Origin of the sequence: Pseudomonas oryzihabitans NBRC 102199 (genome assembly GCF_000730625.1) — a bacterium.
Lineage (GTDB): Bacteria > Pseudomonadota > Gammaproteobacteria > Pseudomonadales > Pseudomonadaceae > Chryseomonas > Chryseomonas oryzihabitans.
Genome location: NZ_BBIT01000009.1, coordinates 402,632 through 422,160, shown reverse-complemented (window position 1 = coordinate 422,160; position 19,529 = coordinate 402,632). Strand labels below are relative to the sequence as shown.

Below are 19,529 nucleotides of genomic sequence, written 5' to 3'. Positions count from 1 at the left end.
TCGGCCTCCCTTCCGCCCTTTCACGTCGTCCAAGAGTCCTCCATGAGCGAAGAGATCCTCATCAACATCACTCCCATGGAGTCCCGTGTCGCCGTCGTGGAAAACGGTGTGCTGCAGGAGGTGCACGTCGAGCGCACCCTCAGGCGCGGCATCGTCGGCAACATCTATCGCGGGCGGGTGGTGCGGGTGCTGCCGGGCATGCAGGCGGCCTTCGTCGACATCGGCCTGGCCCGCGCGGCCTTCATCCATGCCGCCGAGATCTCTCAGCGCGAAGGCGCGGCGGTGGAAAGCATCAACGCCCTGGTGCGCGAAGGCCAGACGCTGGTGGTCCAGGTCACCAAGGACCCCATAGGCACCAAGGGCGCCCGCCTCACCACCCATCTGTCGATCCCCTCGCGCTACCTGGTCTATATGCCGCGCACCTCCCACGTCGGCATCTCGCTGAAGATCGAGGACGAAGCCGAGCGCGAGCGGCTCAAGGCGATCATGGCGCGCTGCGTGGAGAGCGAGGGCATCGAGCACGAGGGCGGCTTCATCCTGCGCACCGCTGCCGAGGCGGCGCGCGAAGAAGACATCCTCGCCGACATCCGCTACCTGCGGCGCCTCTGGCAGCAGATCTCCGGCAATCTCCAAGGGCCGACGCCGGTGCCCATCTACGAAGACCTGACCCTGGCCCTGCGCGCCCTGCGCGATCTGGTCGGGCCGCGCACGGAAAAGATCCGCGTCGACAGTCGCGAGAATTTCCAGCGCATCGGCCAGTTCGTCGAAGAGCTGATGCCCGAGGTGGCGGCGCGGCTGGAGCACTATCCAGGGGAGCGGCCGATCTTCGACCTCTATGGCGTGGAAGACGAGATCCAGAAGGCCCTGGAGCGCAAGGTGCTGCTCAAGTCCGGGGGCTATCTGGTGATCGATCCCACTGAGGCGATGACCACCATCGACGTCAACACCGGCGCCTTCGTCGGCCATCGCAATCTGGAAGAGACCATCTTCAAGACCAATCTGGAGGCGGCCACCGCCATCGCCCGCCAGCTGCGGCTGCGCAATCTCGGCGGCATCATCATCATCGACTTCATCGACATGGAAGACGAAGAGCACCAGCGCCAGGTGATCCGCACCCTGGAAAAGCAGCTCGAACGCGACCATGCCAAGACCAACATCATCGGCATCACCGAACTGGGCCTGCTGCAGATGACCCGCAAGCGCACCCGCGAGAGCCTGTCCCAGGTCCTCTGCGAGCCCTGCGCCAACTGCCAGGGCCGCGGCATCCTGCGCACCGCGGAAACCATCTGCTACGAGATCTTCCGCGAGATCCTGCGCGAGGCGCGGGCCTACCAGGCCAATTCCTATCTGGTGCTGGCCAACCAGAAAGTGGTGGATCGACTGCTGGACGAGGAGTCGGGCAACGTCGCCGACCTCGAAGCCTTCATCGGCCGCACCGTCAAATTCCAGGTGGAGACCATGTATTCCCAGGAGCAGTACGATGTCGTGCTGCTCTAGGTCCGCGTCTTGATGGCCTTGCTCAAACGCGGCGCGCTGGGTCTGGCGCTGCTGGCGCTCGTTCTGGTGACGCTCTACCTGGGCCTGGGTCGGCTGCTCATGCCCTGGGTCGGCGAATACCGCAACGAGGTCGAGGCGCGCGCCGCGGCGGCGCTCGGCGAACCGGTGCGCCTGGGCCGGCTCGAAGGGCGCTGGGCCCGCTGGAATCCGGTGCTGATCCTGCGCGACCTGTCCCTGGGTCGCGGCGAAGGCACGGTGCAGCTGGATCATCTCCAGGTGGTGCCGGATGTCTTCGGCAGCCTCTGGCACCGCCAGCTGCGACTCAAGTCCGTGCAGGTCGATGGCGTCCATCTGGTGTTGCAGGAAGACCCTCAGGGGCACTGGCAACTGCGCGGCCTGCCGCCCCGGCCACCGGAGGCCAAGCCCTTCGATCCGGGTCCGCTGCTCGATGGCCTGGCGCGTCTGGGCCATGCCAGTCTGCTGGACAGCCAGCTCAGCCTGATTCCCCAGCAGGGTTCGCCGGTGACCCTGAGGTACGCCGAGGCCAGCCTGTCCCGGCAGCTCGGTGGCGCCCTGGAACTGGCGACCCGATTCCGGCTGCCCGATGGCGGCACGGTCGCGGCGCACTTCACCGCCACGCCCCGTCCCGAGGACTGGCGCGCCAGCACCCTCGAAGGCTATCTCAGCCTGCCCGCCAGCGACTGGTCCCGCTGGGTGCCGGCGGCTCTGACCCGGCAGTGGCAACTGCGGCGTGCCCAGGCGGAAGGCGAGCTGTGGTTCGCCTGGGGCGAAGGGCGGCTGCAGCGTTCCCACCTGCGGCTGAAGGCGGATGACCTGACGCTCGCCTATGCCGATCATCCTCAGGTGCGCCTGCAGGCCCTGACCCTGGACGCCGACCAGCAGGCCGGCGACGCCAGCCAGTACCAGGGGTCCCTGGCGCTCAAGGCCCAGCTCGATGGCAAGCCGCTGGAGGCCCGCTATGGCCTGGGCTATGACAGCGCCGCCCAGCACCTGCAGGTGCGCGGCGACCAGCTGGATCTCAGGCAGGCTGCCCGGCTGGCGCGGGATCTGGCGCCCCTGCCGGCGCCGGTCGCCCAGGCGCTCCAGGCCCTGGCGCCCCATGGCCAGTTGCGCAATCTCAACGCCGACTTCTATCCGCAGAAGCCGTTGCGCGAGCGCCTTTCCTATGCGGCCAACCTGGAGCGGGTGGGCTTCACCGCCTACCACGGCGCGCCGGCCGCCGAGGGCGTTACCGGCAGCCTGAGCGGCAGCCTGGGCGGCGGCGAGCTGCGCCTGGACACTACCGATTTCATGCTGCACCTGAGCGATCTCTTTCCCGAACCCTGGCGCTATCGCACCGCCAGGGCACGGCTGACCTGGAGTCTCGACGACCAGCGCTTCACCCTGGGCAGTGCCCTGATGCAGGTCACCGGGCCGGAAGGCGCCGCCAGTGGCGACATGCATATCCAGCTTGGCCTGCATCCGGAGGTGGACAGCTACATGGACCTGCGCGTCGGCCTCAAGGATGGCGACGCCAGCTACACCCGCAAGTACCTGCCGACCAAGCTGCCGGCCACGGATTTCAGTCCGGAGCTGGCCCAGTGGCTGACCACCGCCATCGTCGGCGGTCGCATCGACGAGGGGATCTACCAGTACCAGGGCTCGCTGCGCCACGGCTCGCCGGCGCATTCGCGCACCATGAGTCTGTTCTTCCGGGTGCACGACGCCCAACTGGCCTATCAGCCCGGCTGGCCCGCCCTGCGCGAGGCCCGCGGCGATGTCTTCATCGAAAGCGACGGGGTCAAGGTGCAGGTCCCCGAGGGACGCATCCTCGACACCCGGGTCCGGGACGTCGAGGCGCGCATCCCGCTGCTGCACGATGGCAGCGCGCCGCACCTGCGGCTCGGCGCGCGACTCGACAGCAGCGTGCGCGATGGCTTGAAGATCCTCCAGGACACGCCGTTGCCGACCGCCAAGGTGTTCGCCGGCTGGAAGGGCGAGGGTGCGCTCGCCAACAGCAGCCTGAATCTGGACATTCCCCTGGCCAAGGGGCAGCCACCGGTGGTGGTGGTCGAGCTGACACCGGACAAGGCGCGTCTGGAATTGGCCGATCCCCAGCTGACCCTCACCGACCTGCGCGGCAGCTTTCGCTACGACACCCGCAGCGGCCTCAGCGCCCCCGACATCCAGGCGCGGGTCTTCGACCAGCCGATCCGCGGTCAGGCCCTGGCCGAAGGCAAGCCCGACGATCCCCGCACCCGGCTGGTGGTGGATGGCCGCGTCGACGTCGACCAGCTGGCACGCTGGCTGGGCAGCGAAGGCCGACCCATCCCGGCGCGCGGCCTGCTCGGCTATCGCCTCGGTCTGATCCTGGCCGAGCACAGTGAGCTGGCGGTCACCTCGGATCTGCGCGGAGTGATCGTCGACCTGCCGGCCCCCTTCGGCAAGAAGGCCGACGAGCCACGCGAAGGCTTCTTCAGCCTGGCGCTCAACGACGGCGAGCGGCGGGTGGAGGCGACCTACAAGGGCCTCGCGGATGCCGTGCTGATGCTCGACCCCAAGGCCATCGCCAAGGGCCGCGGCGAGATCGTGCTGGGCGGCGGCACCGCCAATCTGCCCACGGCCGCCGGCTACGACCTGCGCGGCCAACTGGCGGAATTCGACCTGGCGGCCTGGCAGGACGTCTATCAGCGCTATGGCAAGGCCAGTGGCGGTGGCAGTGCTGGCGCAGGGCAGGGCGGTGGCAACACCCTGGACATCTCCAGCCTCGGGCGGGGCGATCTCGGCTTCGGGCGCTTCCTGGCGTTCGGTCAGCAGATCGACAACCTGCGCCTCACCTATGAACCCCAGGGCAATGCCTGGCAACTCGGCCTGGCCAGTCAGACCATCGCCGGCCAGGTACGCATTCCGCGCCAGACCGGCCAGCCGATCGACATCAACCTGCAGCACCTGCGCATTCCCCAGACGCCGGCGGATCCCTCGGTGGAAAGCGCTGCGCCGCGTCCCGATCCCCTGGCCGACGTCGATCCGCGCGCCCTGCCGGCGCTGAATCTGGCCATCGACCGTCTGGAGCTGGGCGGCCGGCTGGTCGGCGCCCAGCGCCTGCAGCTCAGGCCCTCGCCGTCAGGCGCCAATTTCAACGCCCTGGATCTCGACCTGCGCGGCCTCAAGGTGCAGGGCGCCCTGCGCTGGGAAGGGGCGCCGGGGGCGACCCACAGCTACTACCAGGGGCGTCTCGCGGGCGGCAACATCGCCGATATCCTGCTGGGCTGGAATTTCGCCTCCAGCGTCACCAGTCGCGATTTCCGCCTGGATGCCCGGGTCGACTGGCCCGGCTCGCCGGCCTATGTCGCCCTGGCCCGCCTCAATGGCAGCCTCGATGCCCGCTTCAACGACGGCCAGCTGCGCCAGGTGGAGGGCACGGCCTCGGCGCTGCGCATCTTCGGCCTGCTCAACTTCGAATCCATCCGCCGCCGCCTGCGACTGGATTTCTCCGATCTGTTCGGCAAGGGCCTGAGCTACGACAGCATCACCGGCGTGCTCGATGCCCAGCAGGGCGCCTTCCGCACCCGCAAGCCCATCAGCCTCAGCGGGCCGGGTGCCGAGATGAGTCTGCAGGGCCTGCTGGACATGGCCAGCAACCGGGTCGATGCCAACCTCAAGGTCGGACTGCCGGTCAGCAACTCCCTGCCGCTGGCCGCGCTGATCGCCGGGGCCCCGGCCATCGGGGGCGCGCTGTTTATCGTCGATCGGCTGATCGGTGATCGCATCACCCGCATGGCCAGCATCAACTATCACATCGAAGGCCCCTGGCAGAATCCGACCATGACCACGGGCAAGCGCGATTGAGCATTGCCCTGCGACCGCCCCGCTGCTTAGGATGGACGCTCCCTTCTGGAGTGCCTGCATGTCCATAGCCATCCTGCAGATGGTCAGCGGCCCCGTGGTGACGGCCAATCTGCGCGCCGCCGAGCGCCTGCTCGAACGCGCTGCCGGGGCGGGCGCGCGCCTGGCGGTGCTGCCGGAAAACTTCGTCGCCATCGGCCATCCGGCGCCCGCCGAGCTGGCGCGGGCCGAGGCGCTCGGTCAGGGCGAGATCCTGCCCTGGCTGTCCAGCCGGGCGCGCGAGCTGGGGCTCTGGCTGCTCGCCGGGACCCTGCCGCTGCTGCCCGACGGCGCCACCGAGGGCAAGCCCTGCGCCTGTTCGCTGCTGTATGACGACCAGGGCCGCCGCGTCGCCCGCTACGACAAGCTGCACCTCTTCGATGCCGACGTCAGCGACAGCCAGGGCAGCTATCGCGAATCCGACCACTATGCCGCCGGCGAGACCCTCACGGTGGTGGACACCCCGGTCGGCCGCCTGGGCCTGAGCGTCTGCTACGACCTGCGCTTTCCCGAACTCTACGGCGCCCTGCGCGCTGCCGGGGCGGAGCTGATCAGCGCGCCCTCGGCCTTTACCGTGCCCACCGGCCAGGCCCACTGGGAGCTGCTGCTGCGCGCCCGGGCGGTGGAGACCCAGAGTTATCTGCTGGGCGCCGCCCAGGGCGGGGTCCATGCCAATGGCCGCAGCACCTGGGGGCACGCCATGGCGGTGGATCCCTGGGGCGAGGTGCTCGCCGTCCAGGCCAGCGGCGAGGCGGTGCTGCTCATCGAGCGCGATGCCGAGCGCCAGGCGGCGTTGCGTCAGCGGATGCCGGTGACCCGGCACCGCCGCTTCCTGCCGGCGCGCCTGGCCGAACGGCAATGACCGCCATTGGTCTTTTGCATCAGGGCACCGAGACTTCCGCGAGTAGGCTAGAGGCCAGGTCGCGACCCTTTCATCGTTCCGACGTCCATTGTGGCGTCGTCTGGAGTTTCCATGAGTGATTACCTGAATAGCGTCGGCTCGGCCCTGCTGGGTCCCGGCGGACTTGCGGTGGACGATCTGCAACCCGTGCTGCAGCGGCTGGCCGGTCCCGGCATCGACGCCGCCGACCTGTATTTCCAGAGCATCGTCTCCGAGTCCTGGCTGCTGGAAGACGGCATCGTCAAGGAAGGCGGCTTCCACCTCGACCAGGGCGTTGGCGTGCGCGCACTGTCCGGCGAGAAGACCGGCTTCGCCTACAGCAACGCCATCACCGGCGAGGCCCTGGATCTGGCCGCCCAGGCCGCGCGGTCCATTTCCCGCAGCGGCGCCGAGGGTCAGGTCCAGGCGTTTCGCGCGGTGGAGCCGGCGCAGCGTCTCTATGGCCAGGACAATCCGCTGGACGTGCTGGATCGCGCCACTAAGGTCGCCTTCCTGAAGCAGCTGGACGAGGCGACCCGTGCCCTGGATCCGCGTATCCAGCAGGTCACCATCAGCCTGGCCGGGGTCTGGGAGCGCACCCTGGTGGCCGCGGTCGACGGCACCCTGGCAGCTGATGTGCGCCCACTGGTGCGCCTGGGCGTCAGCGTCATCGTCGAGCAGAACGGCCGCCGCGAGCGCGGCAACAGCGGCGGCGGCGGTCGCTGCGACTACCGTTATTTCCAGCGTGATGACCGTGCCCTGGGCTACGCCCGCGAGGCGGTGCGCCAGGCGCTGGTCAACCTCGAAGCCACCGCGGCCCCGGCGGGCACCCTGCCGGTGGTGCTGGGCGCCGGCTGGTCCGGCGTGCTGCTGCACGAGGCGGTCGGCCATGGCCTGGAAGGCGATTTCAACCGCAAGGGCAGCTCCAACTACAGCGGCCAGCTCGGTCGCCAGGTGGCGTCCTCGCTGTGCACCATCGTCGACGACGGCACCCTGCCGGATCGCCGCGGCTCGCTATCCATCGACGACGAGGGCACGCCCAGCGGCTACAACGTGCTGATTGAGAACGGCATCCTCAAGGGCTACATGCAGGACAAGCTCAATGCCCGGCTGATGGGCGTGGCGCCCACCGGCAATGGCCGCCGTGAATCCTATGCCCATCTGCCGATGCCGCGCATGACCAACACCTACATGCTGGCCGGCCAGAGCGATCCGGCCGAGATCATCGCCTCGGTGGAGAAGGGCATCTATTGCGCCAGCCTGGGCGGCGGTCAGGTGGACATCACCAGCGGGAAGTTCGTCTTCACCACCAACGAGGCCTACCTCATCGAGAACGGCAAGCTCGGTCGCCCGGTGAAGGGCGCCACCCTGATCGGCAACGGCCCCGAGGTCATGAACCGGGTGTCCATGGTCGGCAACGACCTGGCGCTGGATGCGGGGGTAGGGACCTGTGGCAAGGACGGCCAGTCACTGCCGGTGGGTGTGGGGCAGCCGACGCTGAAGATCGATGCCATCACCGTGGGCGGCACTGGCGCCTGATGCGGGCACCGGCCGTGGCCATCGCGGACGGAAACCTAGCGCAGACCGCGCTGGGTTTCGTCGAGGGTGCGGATGTACTTGAAGACCTTGCGCGCCGCCGCCGGCGGCTTGTTGTGCGCCGCTTCGTGCTGGGCATGCCGCACCAGGCCGCGCAGGTGCTGGCGGTCGGTCTCCGGGTAAAGCGCCACGAAGGCCTCCAACGCCTGGTCGCCTTCGGCGATCAGCCGGTCGCGCCAGCGCTCCAGGGCGTGGAAGCGCTCGTTGTACTGCCGTGTCGAGGTGTCCATCTGGTCGACCAGCACCAGGATGGCTTCCAGGTCCTGGTCGCGCATCAGCTTGCCCAGGTACTGGACATGCCTTTTGCGCGCGATGTGCGTCTTGTGCTTGGGCGCCTCGGCCAGGGCCTTGCGCAGTGGATCGGTCAGCGGCAGGCGGTCCAGCTGCTCGGCCGGCAGCCCGGCCAGGCGTTCGCCCAGATCCTGCAGCGCATGCAGCTCGCGCTTGACCTGTGTCTTGCTCTTTTCGCCCAGCGGCGCGTCGTCGTCGTAAGAATCAACCATGAACTATGGGGTCCAGCTAAGAATGGGCGCCATCATAACGAGTTGCCGCACGGTTGTCCGGCCTGGCCGGCGCCGTCCGTAAGGAGAACGTCATGAATCGCAACGCCGCCGTGGGTCCCGCTGCGCTCCCCGAATTGCGCGAACAGGTCGAGGCCATCCTGGCCGAGGCCCGGCGCCAGGGCGCCAGTGCCGGTGAAGTGGCCGTCTCGGTCGACCAGGGTCTGTCCACCTCGGTCCGCAAGGGCGAGGTGGAAACCGTCGAATTCAATCGCGACCAGGGCTTCGGCATCACCCTCTATGCCGGTCAGCGCAAGGGCTCGGCCAGCACCTCCGCCACCGGTCCCGAGGCGATCCGCGAAACCGTGGCCGCGGCCCTGGCCATCGCCAAGCACACCTCCGAGGATCCCTGCGCGGGTCTGGCCGACGCCGAACTGATGGCGCACGGCGAACTGCCCGATCTCGACCTCTATCATCCCTGGGACATCACCCCCGAGCAGGCCATCGAGCAGGCACTGGCCTGCGAAGCCGCGGCCTACGCCGCCGACAGCCGCATCGGCAATGCCGACGGCACTACCCTCAACACCCACCAGAGCTGCCGGGTGTACGGCAACAGCCACGGCTTCGTCGGCGGCTATGCCAGCACCCGGCACAGCCTGAGCTGCGTGATGATCGCCGGCAGCGGCGAGGCCATGCAGCGCGACTACTACTACGACGTCAATCGGATCGGCCACGAGCTGATGAGCCCCGAGGAGATCGGTCGCCGCGCCGCCGAGCGCGCCGTGAGTCGCCTGGGGGCCAGGCCGGTGCCCACCGCCAAGGTCCCGGTGCTGTTTTCGCCGGAAATGGCCGCCGGCCTGTTCGGTACCTTTCTCGCCGCCATTTCCGGCGGCAACCTCTATCGCAAGTCGTCCTTCCTCGAAGGCGCCCTGGGCCAGCAGGTGTTTCCCGACTGGCTGACCCTGGACGAGCGGCCGCACCTGCCACGCGCCTTGGGCAGCGCCGCCTTCGACGGCGAAGGCCTGGCCACCTACGCCAAGCCCTTCGTCGAGAACGGCCAACTGGTGTCCTATGTGCTCGGCAGCTATTCCGCGCGCAAGCTGGGCCTGCAAAGCACCGCCAATGCCGGCGGCGTGCACAACCTGCACGTCAGCCATGGCACGGCCGACCAGGCCGAGCTGATCCGGCAGATGGGCACGGGCTTTTTGGTCACGGAAATGATGGGGCAGGGCACCAACCTGGTCACCGGTGACTATTCCCGGGGCGCCGGCGGCTTCTGGATCGAGAATGGCGAGATCCAGTTTCCGGTCCAGGAGGTCACCATCGCCGGGCGGCTGGGCGACATGTTCCGCCAGATCCTGGCGGTGGGCAGCGACGTGGAACGCCGCGGCAGTCTGCGCACCGGTTCGGTCCTGATCGATGGCATGACCCTGGCGGGCAGCTAGAAGGGCGGTGGAAGCCGTTGCGATGAGGAAAATCCTGTCGAACGGGAGACAGCCCACCCCGTTACTCGTTAGTATCCTAGCAATGCACTAGGACATAGCCGTGCGGTCGAATCCGCTGACCGGACGGCCAAGGCTTCAGACGGTGCGCCGTGGCGCACCAGCCGTACACCCCATCGCCCAAGGGCGGTGGGTCCATACCAAAGCCACCATGGAGACAATCCGCATGCCGCATACTCTGCCTCAGCTGCCCTACGCCTACGACGCGCTGGAACCGCACGTCGATGCCCAGACCATGGAAATCCACCATACCAAGCACCACCAGACCTACATCAACAACCTGAACGCGGCGCTGGAAGGCACCGAGTTCGCCAACCTGTCCGCCGAAGACGTGGTTCGCCAGCTGGACAAGCTGCCCCAAGACAAGCGCGGCGCCGTGCAGAACAACGGTGGCGGCCATGCCAACCACAGCCTGTTCTGGACCGTGATGGCCCCCAATGCCGGCGGCAAGCCCGAAGGCGCCCTGGCCGAAGCCATCGAGTCCCAGCTGGGCGGCTTCGACGCCTTCAAGGAAGCCTTCACCAAGGCTGCCCTGACCCGCTTCGGCAGCGGCTGGGCCTGGCTGAGCGTCACCCCCGAGAAGAAGCTGGTGGTCGAGAGCACCGGCAACCAGGACAGCCCGCTGATGACCGGCAACACCCCGATCCTCGGCCTGGACGTCTGGGAGCACGCCTACTACCTGCGCTACCAGAACCGTCGTCCCGAGTACATCGGTGCCTTCTTCAACGTCATCAACTGGCCGGAAGTGTCCCGTCGCTACGAAGCGGCGCTGAACGCCTGAGTCGACGCCCAATGAAAAAGCCGCCCTCGGGCGGCTTTTTTTATCGGAGCTGCGACTGGCGCAGGGGGCCTGTCACTCGCCCTCGTCGAAGTAGTTGTTGATCAGCTCGACCAGGGCGCGCATGGCCTCGTCGCTCTGCTCACCCTCGGTTTCCAGCTGCAGGACCGTGCCCTTGCCGGCGGCCAGCATCATGACCGCCATGATGCTCTTGCCATCGACCGGCGATTCGCCACTGCGGCCGACGCGGACGCTGGCGGGATAGCGGCCGGCCACGCCGACGAATTTGGCCGCCGCACGGGCGTGCAGGCCCAGCTTGTTGATGATGGTGATCTGTTGGGCAGGCATTGAGTCTGTCCTTGTCGAAACAAAACGGGCGTCAGAGATCGCGGTGACGGATCTGGACGTTCTTGAGCAGGTTCTTGAGTTCGCGACCCAGGCGATCGGCCAGATAGACCGAGCGGTGATGACCACCGGTACAACCAATGGCCACGGTCACATAGGACCTGTTGTTGGCGGCAAAACGCGGCAACCACTTCACCAGGTAATCGCGGATGTCATTGTACAGGGTCTCTACCTCGGGCTGTTGCTCGAGATAGTCCCGCACCGGGGCATCCAGTCCGGAAAAGTCGCGCAGGTCCGGTTTCCAGTAGGGATTGGGCAGAAAGCGCACGTCGAACACCATGTCCGCGTCCACCGGCAGGCCCCGCTTGAAGCCGAAGGACTCCACCAGATAGGCGGTGCCGGGTTCGGGGGCGTTCAGCAGGCGCAACTTGAGGATGTCGCGCAGCTGATAGAGATTCAGGTGGGTGGTGTCGATCTTCAGGTCGGAGAGGTCGGCGATGGGCGACAGCAGCACCTGCTCGTCGTGAATGGCCTCGGCCAGGGATCTTTCCTGGTTGGACAGCGGATGCCGGCGACGCGTCTCGGAAAAGCGCTTGAGCAGCGTCTGGTCATCGGCGTCCAGGTAGAGGATGTCGCAGCGGATGTTGCGGCTGCGCACCTGTTCGAGCAATTCGGGAAAGCGTTGCAACTGGCTGGGCAGATTGCGTGCATCGATGGACAGGGCGACCTTGGGCTGGGGCCGCTCCATGTCGGTCAGGGCATGCTGGGCCAGATCGGGCAGCAGACTGGCCGGCAGGTTGTCGATGCAATAGAAGCCATTGTCCTCAAGCACGTTGAGCGCCGTACTCTTGCCCGACCCGGAACGTCCGCTCACGATGATGAGGTGCATGTCAGTGTCCGCTCTGGGCCTCGACGACGATCTGATAGAGCGCCTGGCTATCCTTGGCCTTGCGCAGCCGCTCGCGGATGTCGGCGCGATCCAGGATGCCGGCGATCTGGCGCAGCAGGGTGAGGTGCTGTTCGGTGGCGGCTTCCGGGACCAGCAGGACGAACACCAGGTCTACCGGCGCGCCGTCGAGGGAATCGAAGTCCACTGGTTGCTGCAGGTGGAAGAGCACACACAGCGGTTGCTGCAGACCCGCCAGGCGGCAGTGGGGAATGGCGATGCCATTGCCGAAACCAGTGGAGCCCAAACGCTCGCGCGCCATCAGGCATTCGTGGATGTGCGCGGCGTCGTGGCCGGGCAGTTCCTGCGCGGCCAGCTCGGCGATGCGTTCCAGTACAGCGGCTTTGCTGCCGCCCGGCGCACCCGTCTGGGTGCGGCCGGGGGTCAGGATGTTTTCGAGTCTGATCATAAAGCGGCGATCGAAACCTCAGCGGACGCCGACGCCCTGCTGGCGTTCGATCGATTTTTCCTTGTGTTTAATCAGTTGGCGGTCGAGCTTGTCGGCCAGGAGATCAATGGCGGCATACATGTCGTCGTGCTCGGCATTGGCGACCACTGCGGCGCCGGCGACGTGCAGGGTGGCTTCGGCTTTCTGCTTGAGCTTGTCCACTTCCAGGATCACCTGGACGTTGGTAATACGGTCGAAGTGCCGTTCGAGGCGGGCGAGTTTCTCGCCGATGTAGTCACGCAGGGCTTCTGTCACTTCAAGCTGATGGCCACTGATGTTGACTTGCATACCGCTTCTCCTTATTGCCGGGCTACGATCGGCGAAGCTGCTCGCCGACATGACAAGGGTCGATCGAGGCACGGTCACATCAGGACGCGTCAGATGAGACGCTTGCGTTCGCTGGACGGAGCGATACCCAGGGATTCCCGATACTTAGCCACCGTGCGACGAGCGACTTGTATACCTTGCGATTCCAGTAAACCAGCGATCTTGCTGTCACTCAACGGCTTTTTCGCGTTTTCCGCCGCCACCAATTTCTTGATGATCGCGCGGATCGCGGTGGAGGAACATTCGCCCCCCTCGGCGGTGCTGACGTGGCTGGAGAAGAAGTACTTGAGTTCGTAGATGCCACGCGGGGTGTGCATGAACTTCTGGGTGGTCACCCGGGAGATGGTCGACTCGTGCATGCCCACCGCCTCGGCGATGTCGTGCAGGACCAGCGGCTTCATGGCCTCTTCACCGTATTCGAGAAAGCCCCGCTGGTGCTCGACGATCTGGGTCGCCACCTTCATCAGGGTCTCGTTGCGGCTTTGCAAGCTCTTGATGAACCAGCGCGCTTCCTGCAGCTGGTTGCGCATGTAGGTGTTGTCGGCGCTGCTGTCGGCGCGCTTGACGAAGCCGGCGTACTGGGGATTGACCCGCAGGCGCGGCACGGCTTCCTGGTTGAGCTCCACCAGCCAGCGCTCGTTGTGCTTGCGCACGATGACGTCCGGTACCACGTATTCGGCCTCGCCGGACTCGATCTGCGAGCCGGGGCGCGGGTGCAGGGTCTGGATCAGTTCGATGACGGGCTTGAGTTCGTCTTCCTTGATCTTCATGCGGCGCATCAGCTGCGCATAGTCGCGACTGCCGAGCAGATCCAGGTAGTCGCCCACCAGGCGCTTGGCCTCGCCGAGCAGGGGGAGGTTAGCCGGCAGCTGGGCCAGCTGGATCAGCAGGCACTCGCGCAGATTGCGCGCGGCGACGCCGGCCGGCTCGAATTGCTGGACGCGTCGGAGCACCACCTCGACTTCGTCGAGATCGACTTCCAGCTCGGGATCGAGAGAGGCATGGATGTCTTCCAGGCTTTCCTGCAGATAGCCATCGGTGTCGATGCCGTCGATGATCGCCAGGGCGATCAGGCGGTCGAGATCCGACATGGGCGCCAGGTTGAGCTGCCAGAGCAGGTGGGTCTGCAGGCTTTCGCCGGCCGAGGTGCGGGTGGTGAAGTCCCACTCGTCGTCGTCGTTGCTGGGCAGGCTGCTGGCGCTGGTCTGGTAGATGTCTTCCCAGGCGGTATCCACCGGCAGCTCACTGTCGCTGGGGATGCGTTCGCTCCACTCGGACTCGTCGGCCATCTCGTTGGTGGCGACCGAGGTTTCCTTGAAGTTGATTTCGGTACCGCCGGGATTCGCCAGCTCGTCGCCTTCGCCCGAGGCGTCGCTCTGGTCGAAGTCTTCACCTTCTTCCTGGCGTTCCAGCATCGGATTGGATTCCAGGGCTTCCTGGATCTCCTGCTGCAGGTCGAGCGTCGAGAGCTGGAGCAGACGTATGGCTTGTTGCAGCTGCGGCGTCATCGTCAGCTGCTGGCCCATCTTGAGGACTAGCGATGGTTTCATGGCTGCGGAAATACACCTTGTCTACCGACGCGAACAGCGCCACCGAACCTCGCGAACCCTGCGAGCGTTAGCAAATTATATGCCTTGTTTCCCCGGGTTTGCCTAGAGGCGGAATTCGTGGCCCAGATAGACTTCCTTCACCAGCTCGTTGGCGAGGACTTCCTCGGCGGTACCCTCGGCGATGAGCTGGCCATCGTTGACGATATAGGCCGTCTCGCAGATGGTCAGGGTTTCCCGGACATTGTGGTCGGTGATGAGGACACCGATGCCCTTGGCCTTGAGGTGACGAATGATCTGCTTGATGTCGCCCACCGAGATGGGGTCCACGCCGGCGAAGGGTTCGTCCAGCAGGATGAACTTGGGCGCGGTGGCCAGGGCGCGGGCGATCTCGACACGGCGCCGCTCGCCACCCGACAGGCTCATGCCGCGGTTGTCGCGGATGTGGGTGATGTGGAATTCCTGCAGCAGGCTCTCCAGTTCGCGTAGGCGGCCGGCCTTGTCTAGGTCCTTGCGGGTTTCCAGGATGCCGAGGATGTTGTCGGCCACGGTCAGCTTGCGAAAGATCGAGGCTTCCTGGGGCAGGTAGCCGATCCCGGCACGGGCACGGCCATGCATGGGCAGGGCGGTGACGTCCTGGTCGTCGATCAGCACGCGACCCTGATCGGCCTTGACCAGGCCGACGATCATGTAGAAGCAGGTGGTCTTGCCGGCGCCGTTCGGACCGAGCAGGCCGACGATCTGCCCGCTGTCGATGCTGACGCTGACGTCGCGAACGACCTGACGACCCTTGTAGCTCTTGGCCAGATGCTGGGCTTTGAGCGTAACCGTCATTGTCCCTGCCCCGACTGCTGCTGATCCTTGGGCTGGATGACCATGTCGATCCGCGGCCGCGGCGTGGTGACCTTGCTGCCGTTGGCACGCCCGGCGTTGACGATCTGGCGCTGGGTGTCGTAGACGATCTTCTCGCCTTCGAAGGTGTTGCCCTGTTGGACCACCTTGGCCTGATCGATCAGGATGATGCGATTTTCCTGGGCGAAATACTGGATCGTCAGACCATAGGCCTTGACGATGTCCTTGTCCGCCGAGGGCTTCTGCTCGTAGTAGGCCGGTTTGCCCACTGCGGTGGCGACCTTGATGTTGCCCTGGTTGTCCTGGGTCAGGGTCACCGTGTTGCCGGTGATCTTCATGCTGCCCTGGGTGATGACCACGTCTCCGCGGTACACGGCCACGCCCTGCTTGTCATCGAGCTCGGCGCTATCGGCCTGCACGCGGATCGGCTGGGTGCGATCGGTCGGCAGGGCCCAAGCCGCGGCACTGCCAAAGGTGGCGCCGAGGGTGAACAGGAAGGGGAGGGTTTTAACGAACCTCATGCTGGCCTCTTACGTTGGACAGCAGGAGCATTCTGCCGTCTTCTAGATACGCTTTCATGCCATTGGCCGTGGTCACCCCATTGGCGGCCTCGATTCTAACGGCTTGCTCGGTTTGCGCATATTGTTTGTCAGGAAAGACGGTCATGCGGGTGGTGGTCAACACCACCGGGCGGCCTTTCTCATCGGTACGCTCGACGCGCACGTCATCGATCAGCTCCGCCTGACTGCCACCGGGGGCGACCTCGGCGCGGGCACTGCGAATGTGCCAGGGATAGTCGGTACCGCGAAAGGCCAGCATGTCGGGGCGGGTCACCAGGGTGACGTCGGTCGCCTTGACGTGTTCGCTGCGCTCGGCCTTGAGTTCGTACTGGATCTTGCCGTCCAGGCGATACTGAATCGTCCGGGTATTGAGGGCATAGCCGTCGATGGCGCTGTCTTGCGGGGTCGACGAGGCCGGGGCATCGACGAAGCGCTGCGGCAGGATGTTCCAGTAGCCGATCGCGATGAGCGCGGCGGCGATCAGGACCAACAGCACGGGGCGGCGCAAGCTGCGAAACATGAGGGTACCTGTGGTGGGCCGCACCAGGGGGCGGCGGGTTGAACACGAGATGTCGGCGCATTTAGTCGAGCAGTATAACCCGGCCTACAGCACCCCGGCGCGTAGCAGGTCACCCATGTTGAGGGCGCCGATCGGGCGGCGCTCGTCATCGATCACCACCAGGGCGTTGATCTTGTGCTCCTCCATGATCTTCAGCGCCTCGGCGGCGAGCATCTGCGCCCTGGCGGTTCGACCGCCGCGGGTCATCACGGTTGCGATCGCCGTGGTGCGCACGTCGATGCCACGATCCAGGGCGCGACGCAGGTCGCCGTCGGTGAAGATGCCGGCGAGACGGCCATCGGCGGCCAGCACGCTGGTCATGCCCAGGCCCTTGCGCGACATCTCCAGCAGGGCGTCGGAGACCAGGGTGTCCTCGCCGACCTGCGGCAGGTCGGCGCCGGCATGCATGACGTTCTCCACCTTGAGCAGCAGGCGCCGGCCGAGGGCGCCACCCGGGTGGGAAAAGGCGAAATCCTCGGCGGTGAAGCCGCGCGCCTCGAGCAGCGCGATGGCCAGGGCATCGCCCAGTACCAGGGCGACGGTGGTGGAGGAGGTGGGTGCCAGATTGAGCGGGCAGGCCTCGGTGGCGACGCTGGTGTCCAGATTGACGTCCGCGGCCTTGGCCAGGGGCGAGGCGGGATTGCCGGCAAAGCTGATCAGCGGGACGCCCAGGCGCTTGATCAGCGGCAGCAGGGTCAGGATCTCGCTGGAGGTGCCCGATTGGGAGATGGCGATGATGACGTCATCGCGGGTGATCATGCCCATGTCGCCATGGCTGGCTTCCGCCGGGTGCACGAAGAAGGCCGGGCTGCCGGTGCTGGCCAGGGTCGCGGCGATCTTGTTGCCGACATGCCCGGATTTGCCCATGCCCAGGACCACGATGCGCCCGCGGCAGGCCAGCAGCCGGCGACAGGCAGCGGCGAAGCTGTCGTCGATGCGTTCGCCCAGGGCGGCCACTGCCGCTCGCTCTACATCTATGGTGCGCTTGGCGGAGGCGATGAAATCTATTGAGTCGGACATGGGTCAGAAGGCAGGTGACGGGACAATCGGAAATTATATGCGCAAAGCCGCGACACTCAGCAACGCCGCCCGTGGCTCAGGAGTCTCATCGGCAACGAATGCTATAGTGCCGCCCTTTTGCCGGGGCCGCCGAACGCGAGTGTCGCGTGCCCTGAAGCGGCGGAGCGGCGTCTCCCTGCACAGAGTTGAACCTTAGGAGTCCTGATGACCGTCGATAGCCCGTACGCCGTGGAGCTGAAGGGCGTTTCCTTCAAGCGCGGCACGCGTCTGATCTACGACCGGGTCGATATCCGCATCCCGCGGGGCAAGGTCACCGGGATCATGGGACCGTCCGGCAGTGGCAAGACCACCCTGTTGCGCCTCATCGCCGCCCAGTTGCGACCGAGCAGTGGCGAGATCTGGGTCAATGGCGCCAACCTGCCGCAGCTGTCCCGCGGCGAGCTGTTCGAGATGCGCCGGCAGATGGGCGTGCTGTTCCAGAGCGGCGCGCTGTTCACCGATCTCGATGTCTTCGAGAACGTGGCCTTTCCCTTGCGTGTGCACACCAAGCTGCCCGAGGAGATGATCCGTGACATCGTCCTGCTCAAGCTGCAGGCAGTGGGACTGCGCGGCGCCATCGAACTGATGCCGGATGAACTGTCGGGTGGGATGAAGCGCCGGGTCGCCCTGGCGCGGGCCATCGCCCTGGATCCGCAGATCCTCATGTACGACGAGCCCTTCGTCGGCCAGGACCCCATCGCCATGGGCGTGCTGGTGCGCCTCATCCGTCTGCTCAACCAGGCGCTGGGACTGACCAGCATCGTGGTTTCCCACGACCTGGCCGAGACCGCCAGCATCGCCGACTACCTCTATGTGGTGGGCGATACCAAGGTGCTGGGGCAGGGCACGCCGAAGGAATTGCGCGAATCGCCGGATCCGCGGGTTCGCCAGTTCATGCAGGGCATCCCCGATGGCCCGGTACCCTTCCACTTCGCCGCGCCGGATCTGCGCGATGCCTTGCTGGGGAAACACTGATGCGTAAGGTCTCCGCCGTGGAGCGGATTCGTCGACTGGGCCGCGCCGGGCTGGATGTCGTGGCGGCCATCGGCCGCTCGGTCATCGTCCTGCTGCTGGCGGTGTTCGGTCGCGGTGGCGTAGGCAGCGGTCTGCAGCTGCTGGGCAAGCAACTCTATTCGGTAGGGGTGATGTCGCTGCCGATCATCGTGGTGTCGGGCTTCTTCATCGGCATGGTGATCGCCCTGCAGGGCTACAACATCCTGGTCAAGTACGGCTCCGAGCAGGCGGTGGGGCAGATGGTCGCCCTCACCTTGCTGCGTGAACTCGGCCCGGTGGTGACGGCCCTGCTGTTCGCCGGCCGGGCAGGCTCCGCCCTGACCGCCGAGATCGGCAACATGAAGTCCACCGAGCAGCTGTCCAGTCTGGAAATGATCGGCGTGGACCCGCTCAAGTACATCGTCGCGCCGCGTTTCTGGGCCGGCTTCATTTCCATGCCGCTGCTGGCCGCCATGTTCAACGTGGTGGGCATCTGGGGCGCGGCCATGGTCGCCATCGACTGGCTCGGCGTCTATGACGGTTCCTTCTGGGCCACCATGCAGAACAGCGTGATGCTCAGCGACGTGCTCAACGGCGTGATCAAGAGCCTGGTGTTCGCCTTCGTGGTGACCTGGGTCGCCGTCTTCCAGGGGTATGACTGCGAGCCCACCTCCGAAGGCATCGGCCGCGCCACTACCCGTACCGTCGTCTATGCGTCGCTTGCCGTGCTCGGCCTCGACTTCATTCTTACCGCCCTGATGTTTGGAGATCTCTGATGCAAACCCGCACCCAGGAAATCGGTGTCGGACTCTTCCTGCTGGCCGGCGTGCTCGCACTGCTGCTGCTGGCGCTGCGGGTAAGCGGTCTGACGATGAGCGACCATCACGATACCTACAAGGTCTACGCCTATTTCGACAACATCGCCGGTCTCACCGTGAGATCGCGAGTGACCATGTCGGGCGTGACCATCGGCAAGGTCACCGCCATCGATCTCGACCGCAACAGCTACCGTGGTCGGGTCACCATGCAGATCGACAAGCAGGTGGACAACCTGCCGACCGACTCCATCGCCTCGATCCTGACCGCCGGCTTGCTCGGCGAGAAGTACATCGGCATCAGCGTGGGCGGTGACGAGCAGGTGCTCAAGGAAGGCTCGACCATTCGAGATACACAATCCTCGCTGGTTCTCGAAGACCTGATCGGCAAATTCCTGCTCAATTCGGTCAATAAAGACTCTTCCGCCAATAAATGATGA

General features: G+C 66.0%; 19 protein-coding genes. 9 read left to right on the top strand and 10 right to left on the bottom strand.

Annotation, left to right across the window (positions count from 1 at the left end; all coding sequences use genetic code 11):
- Positions 1-42: 42 nt before the first annotated feature.
- From rng to tldD, 4 genes are all read left to right on the top strand, one after another.
- A complete protein-coding gene (gene rng / locus POR01S_RS12310) occupies positions 43-1,497 on the top strand; it encodes a ribonuclease G (RefSeq protein WP_007159529.1) in 1,455 nt (484 codons plus the stop codon).
- 12 nt (positions 1,498-1,509) lie between these two features.
- Entirely contained in the window at positions 1,510-5,346 is a 3,837-nt protein-coding gene (locus POR01S_RS12305) for a YhdP family protein (protein WP_042136193.1), read from the top strand.
- Positions 5,347-5,404: 58 nt separating this feature from the next.
- Positions 5,405-6,244 carry a carbon-nitrogen hydrolase family protein gene (locus tag POR01S_RS12300; RefSeq protein WP_042136083.1) on the top strand — a complete coding sequence of 280 codons (840 nt, stop codon included), beginning with the start codon at positions 5,405-5,407 and terminating at the stop codon, positions 6,242-6,244.
- Between the two features lie 111 nt (positions 6,245-6,355).
- Positions 6,356-7,801: a metalloprotease TldD gene (gene tldD, locus POR01S_RS12295; protein ID WP_007159526.1), complete on the top strand. Its 1,446-nt coding sequence runs from the start codon at positions 6,356-6,358 to the stop codon at positions 7,799-7,801.
- Positions 7,802-7,836: 35 nt separating this feature from the next.
- Here tldD and yjgA read toward each other — a convergent pair whose 3' ends face one another.
- Positions 7,837-8,361 carry a ribosome biogenesis factor YjgA gene (yjgA, locus tag POR01S_RS12290; RefSeq protein WP_007159525.1) on the bottom strand — a complete coding sequence of 175 codons (525 nt, stop codon included), beginning with the start codon at positions 8,359-8,361 and terminating at the stop codon, positions 7,837-7,839.
- A 92-nt stretch (positions 8,362-8,453) separates the two neighbouring features.
- On the opposite strand from yjgA, the gene pmbA reads away from it, so the two are divergent.
- Both pmbA and POR01S_RS12280 read left to right on the top strand, forming a co-directional pair.
- Positions 8,454-9,803 (top strand): metalloprotease PmbA, encoded by a 1,350-nt coding sequence (gene pmbA, locus POR01S_RS12285; RefSeq protein WP_027602564.1) that lies wholly within the window; start codon positions 8,454-8,456, stop codon positions 9,801-9,803.
- Positions 9,804-10,026: 223 nt separating this feature from the next.
- The gene (locus tag POR01S_RS12280; RefSeq protein WP_007159523.1) at positions 10,027-10,641 is read left to right on the top strand and encodes a superoxide dismutase; all 615 of its coding nucleotides are present in this window, start codon (positions 10,027-10,029) and stop codon (positions 10,639-10,641) included.
- A gap of 72 nt (positions 10,642-10,713) precedes the next feature.
- Here the strand turns inward: POR01S_RS12280 and POR01S_RS12275 are convergent, their stop codons facing one another.
- From POR01S_RS12275 to POR01S_RS12235, 9 genes are all read right to left on the bottom strand, one after another.
- Entirely contained in the window at positions 10,714-10,986 is a 273-nt protein-coding gene (locus tag POR01S_RS12275; protein ID WP_007159522.1) for an HPr family phosphocarrier protein, read from the bottom strand.
- A gap of 31 nt (positions 10,987-11,017) precedes the next feature.
- Entirely contained in the window at positions 11,018-11,872 is an 855-nt protein-coding gene (rapZ, locus tag POR01S_RS12270; protein ID WP_007159521.1) for an RNase adapter RapZ, read from the bottom strand.
- A gap of 1 nt (position 11,873) precedes the next feature.
- Complete coding sequence (gene ptsN, locus POR01S_RS12265; RefSeq protein WP_007159520.1) at positions 11,874-12,338, bottom strand: PTS IIA-like nitrogen regulatory protein PtsN; 465 nt, start codon at positions 12,336-12,338, stop codon at positions 11,874-11,876.
- Positions 12,339-12,356: 18 nt separating this feature from the next.
- Positions 12,357-12,665: a ribosome hibernation-promoting factor, HPF/YfiA family gene (gene hpf / locus POR01S_RS12260; protein ID WP_007159519.1), complete on the bottom strand. Its 309-nt coding sequence runs from the start codon at positions 12,663-12,665 to the stop codon at positions 12,357-12,359.
- Positions 12,666-12,754: 89 nt separating this feature from the next.
- Positions 12,755-14,254, bottom strand: coding sequence for an RNA polymerase factor sigma-54 (locus POR01S_RS12255; protein WP_007159518.1), 1,500 nt, complete (start codon positions 14,252-14,254; stop codon positions 12,755-12,757).
- Between the two features lie 102 nt (positions 14,255-14,356).
- Positions 14,357-15,085, bottom strand: coding sequence for an LPS export ABC transporter ATP-binding protein (gene lptB, locus POR01S_RS12250; RefSeq protein WP_027597094.1), 729 nt, complete (start codon positions 15,083-15,085; stop codon positions 14,357-14,359).
- Complete coding sequence (gene lptA / locus POR01S_RS12245; RefSeq protein WP_007159516.1) at positions 15,082-15,624, bottom strand: lipopolysaccharide transport periplasmic protein LptA; 543 nt, start codon at positions 15,622-15,624, stop codon at positions 15,082-15,084. Before lptA ends, lptB begins: the two co-directional genes overlap by 4 nt.
- Positions 15,611-16,183 carry an LPS export ABC transporter periplasmic protein LptC gene (lptC, locus tag POR01S_RS12240; protein WP_007159515.1) on the bottom strand — a complete coding sequence of 191 codons (573 nt, stop codon included), beginning with the start codon at positions 16,181-16,183 and terminating at the stop codon, positions 15,611-15,613. The genes lptA and lptC overlap by 14 nt, the downstream gene beginning before the upstream one ends.
- Before the next feature lie 84 nt (positions 16,184-16,267).
- Complete coding sequence (locus POR01S_RS12235) at positions 16,268-17,242, bottom strand: KpsF/GutQ family sugar-phosphate isomerase (RefSeq protein WP_007159514.1); 975 nt, start codon at positions 17,240-17,242, stop codon at positions 16,268-16,270.
- Positions 17,243-17,446: 204 nt separating this feature from the next.
- Here POR01S_RS12235 and POR01S_RS12230 point away from each other — a divergent pair, with 204 nt between their 5' ends.
- From POR01S_RS12230 to mlaD, 3 genes are read left to right on the top strand one after another with little or no spacing between them, the layout of a single operon-like run.
- Positions 17,447-18,256 (top strand): ATP-binding cassette domain-containing protein, encoded by an 810-nt coding sequence (locus POR01S_RS12230; RefSeq protein WP_027597091.1) that lies wholly within the window; start codon positions 17,447-17,449, stop codon positions 18,254-18,256.
- Positions 18,256-19,050, top strand: coding sequence for a lipid asymmetry maintenance ABC transporter permease subunit MlaE (gene mlaE / locus POR01S_RS12225; RefSeq protein ID WP_007159512.1), 795 nt, complete (start codon positions 18,256-18,258; stop codon positions 19,048-19,050). The genes POR01S_RS12230 and mlaE overlap by 1 nt, the downstream gene beginning before the upstream one ends.
- Positions 19,050-19,526 (top strand): outer membrane lipid asymmetry maintenance protein MlaD, encoded by a 477-nt coding sequence (mlaD, locus tag POR01S_RS12220; protein WP_007159511.1) that lies wholly within the window; start codon positions 19,050-19,052, stop codon positions 19,524-19,526. Before mlaE ends, mlaD begins: the two co-directional genes overlap by 1 nt.
- The last annotated feature ends 3 nt before the right edge of the window (positions 19,527-19,529 follow it).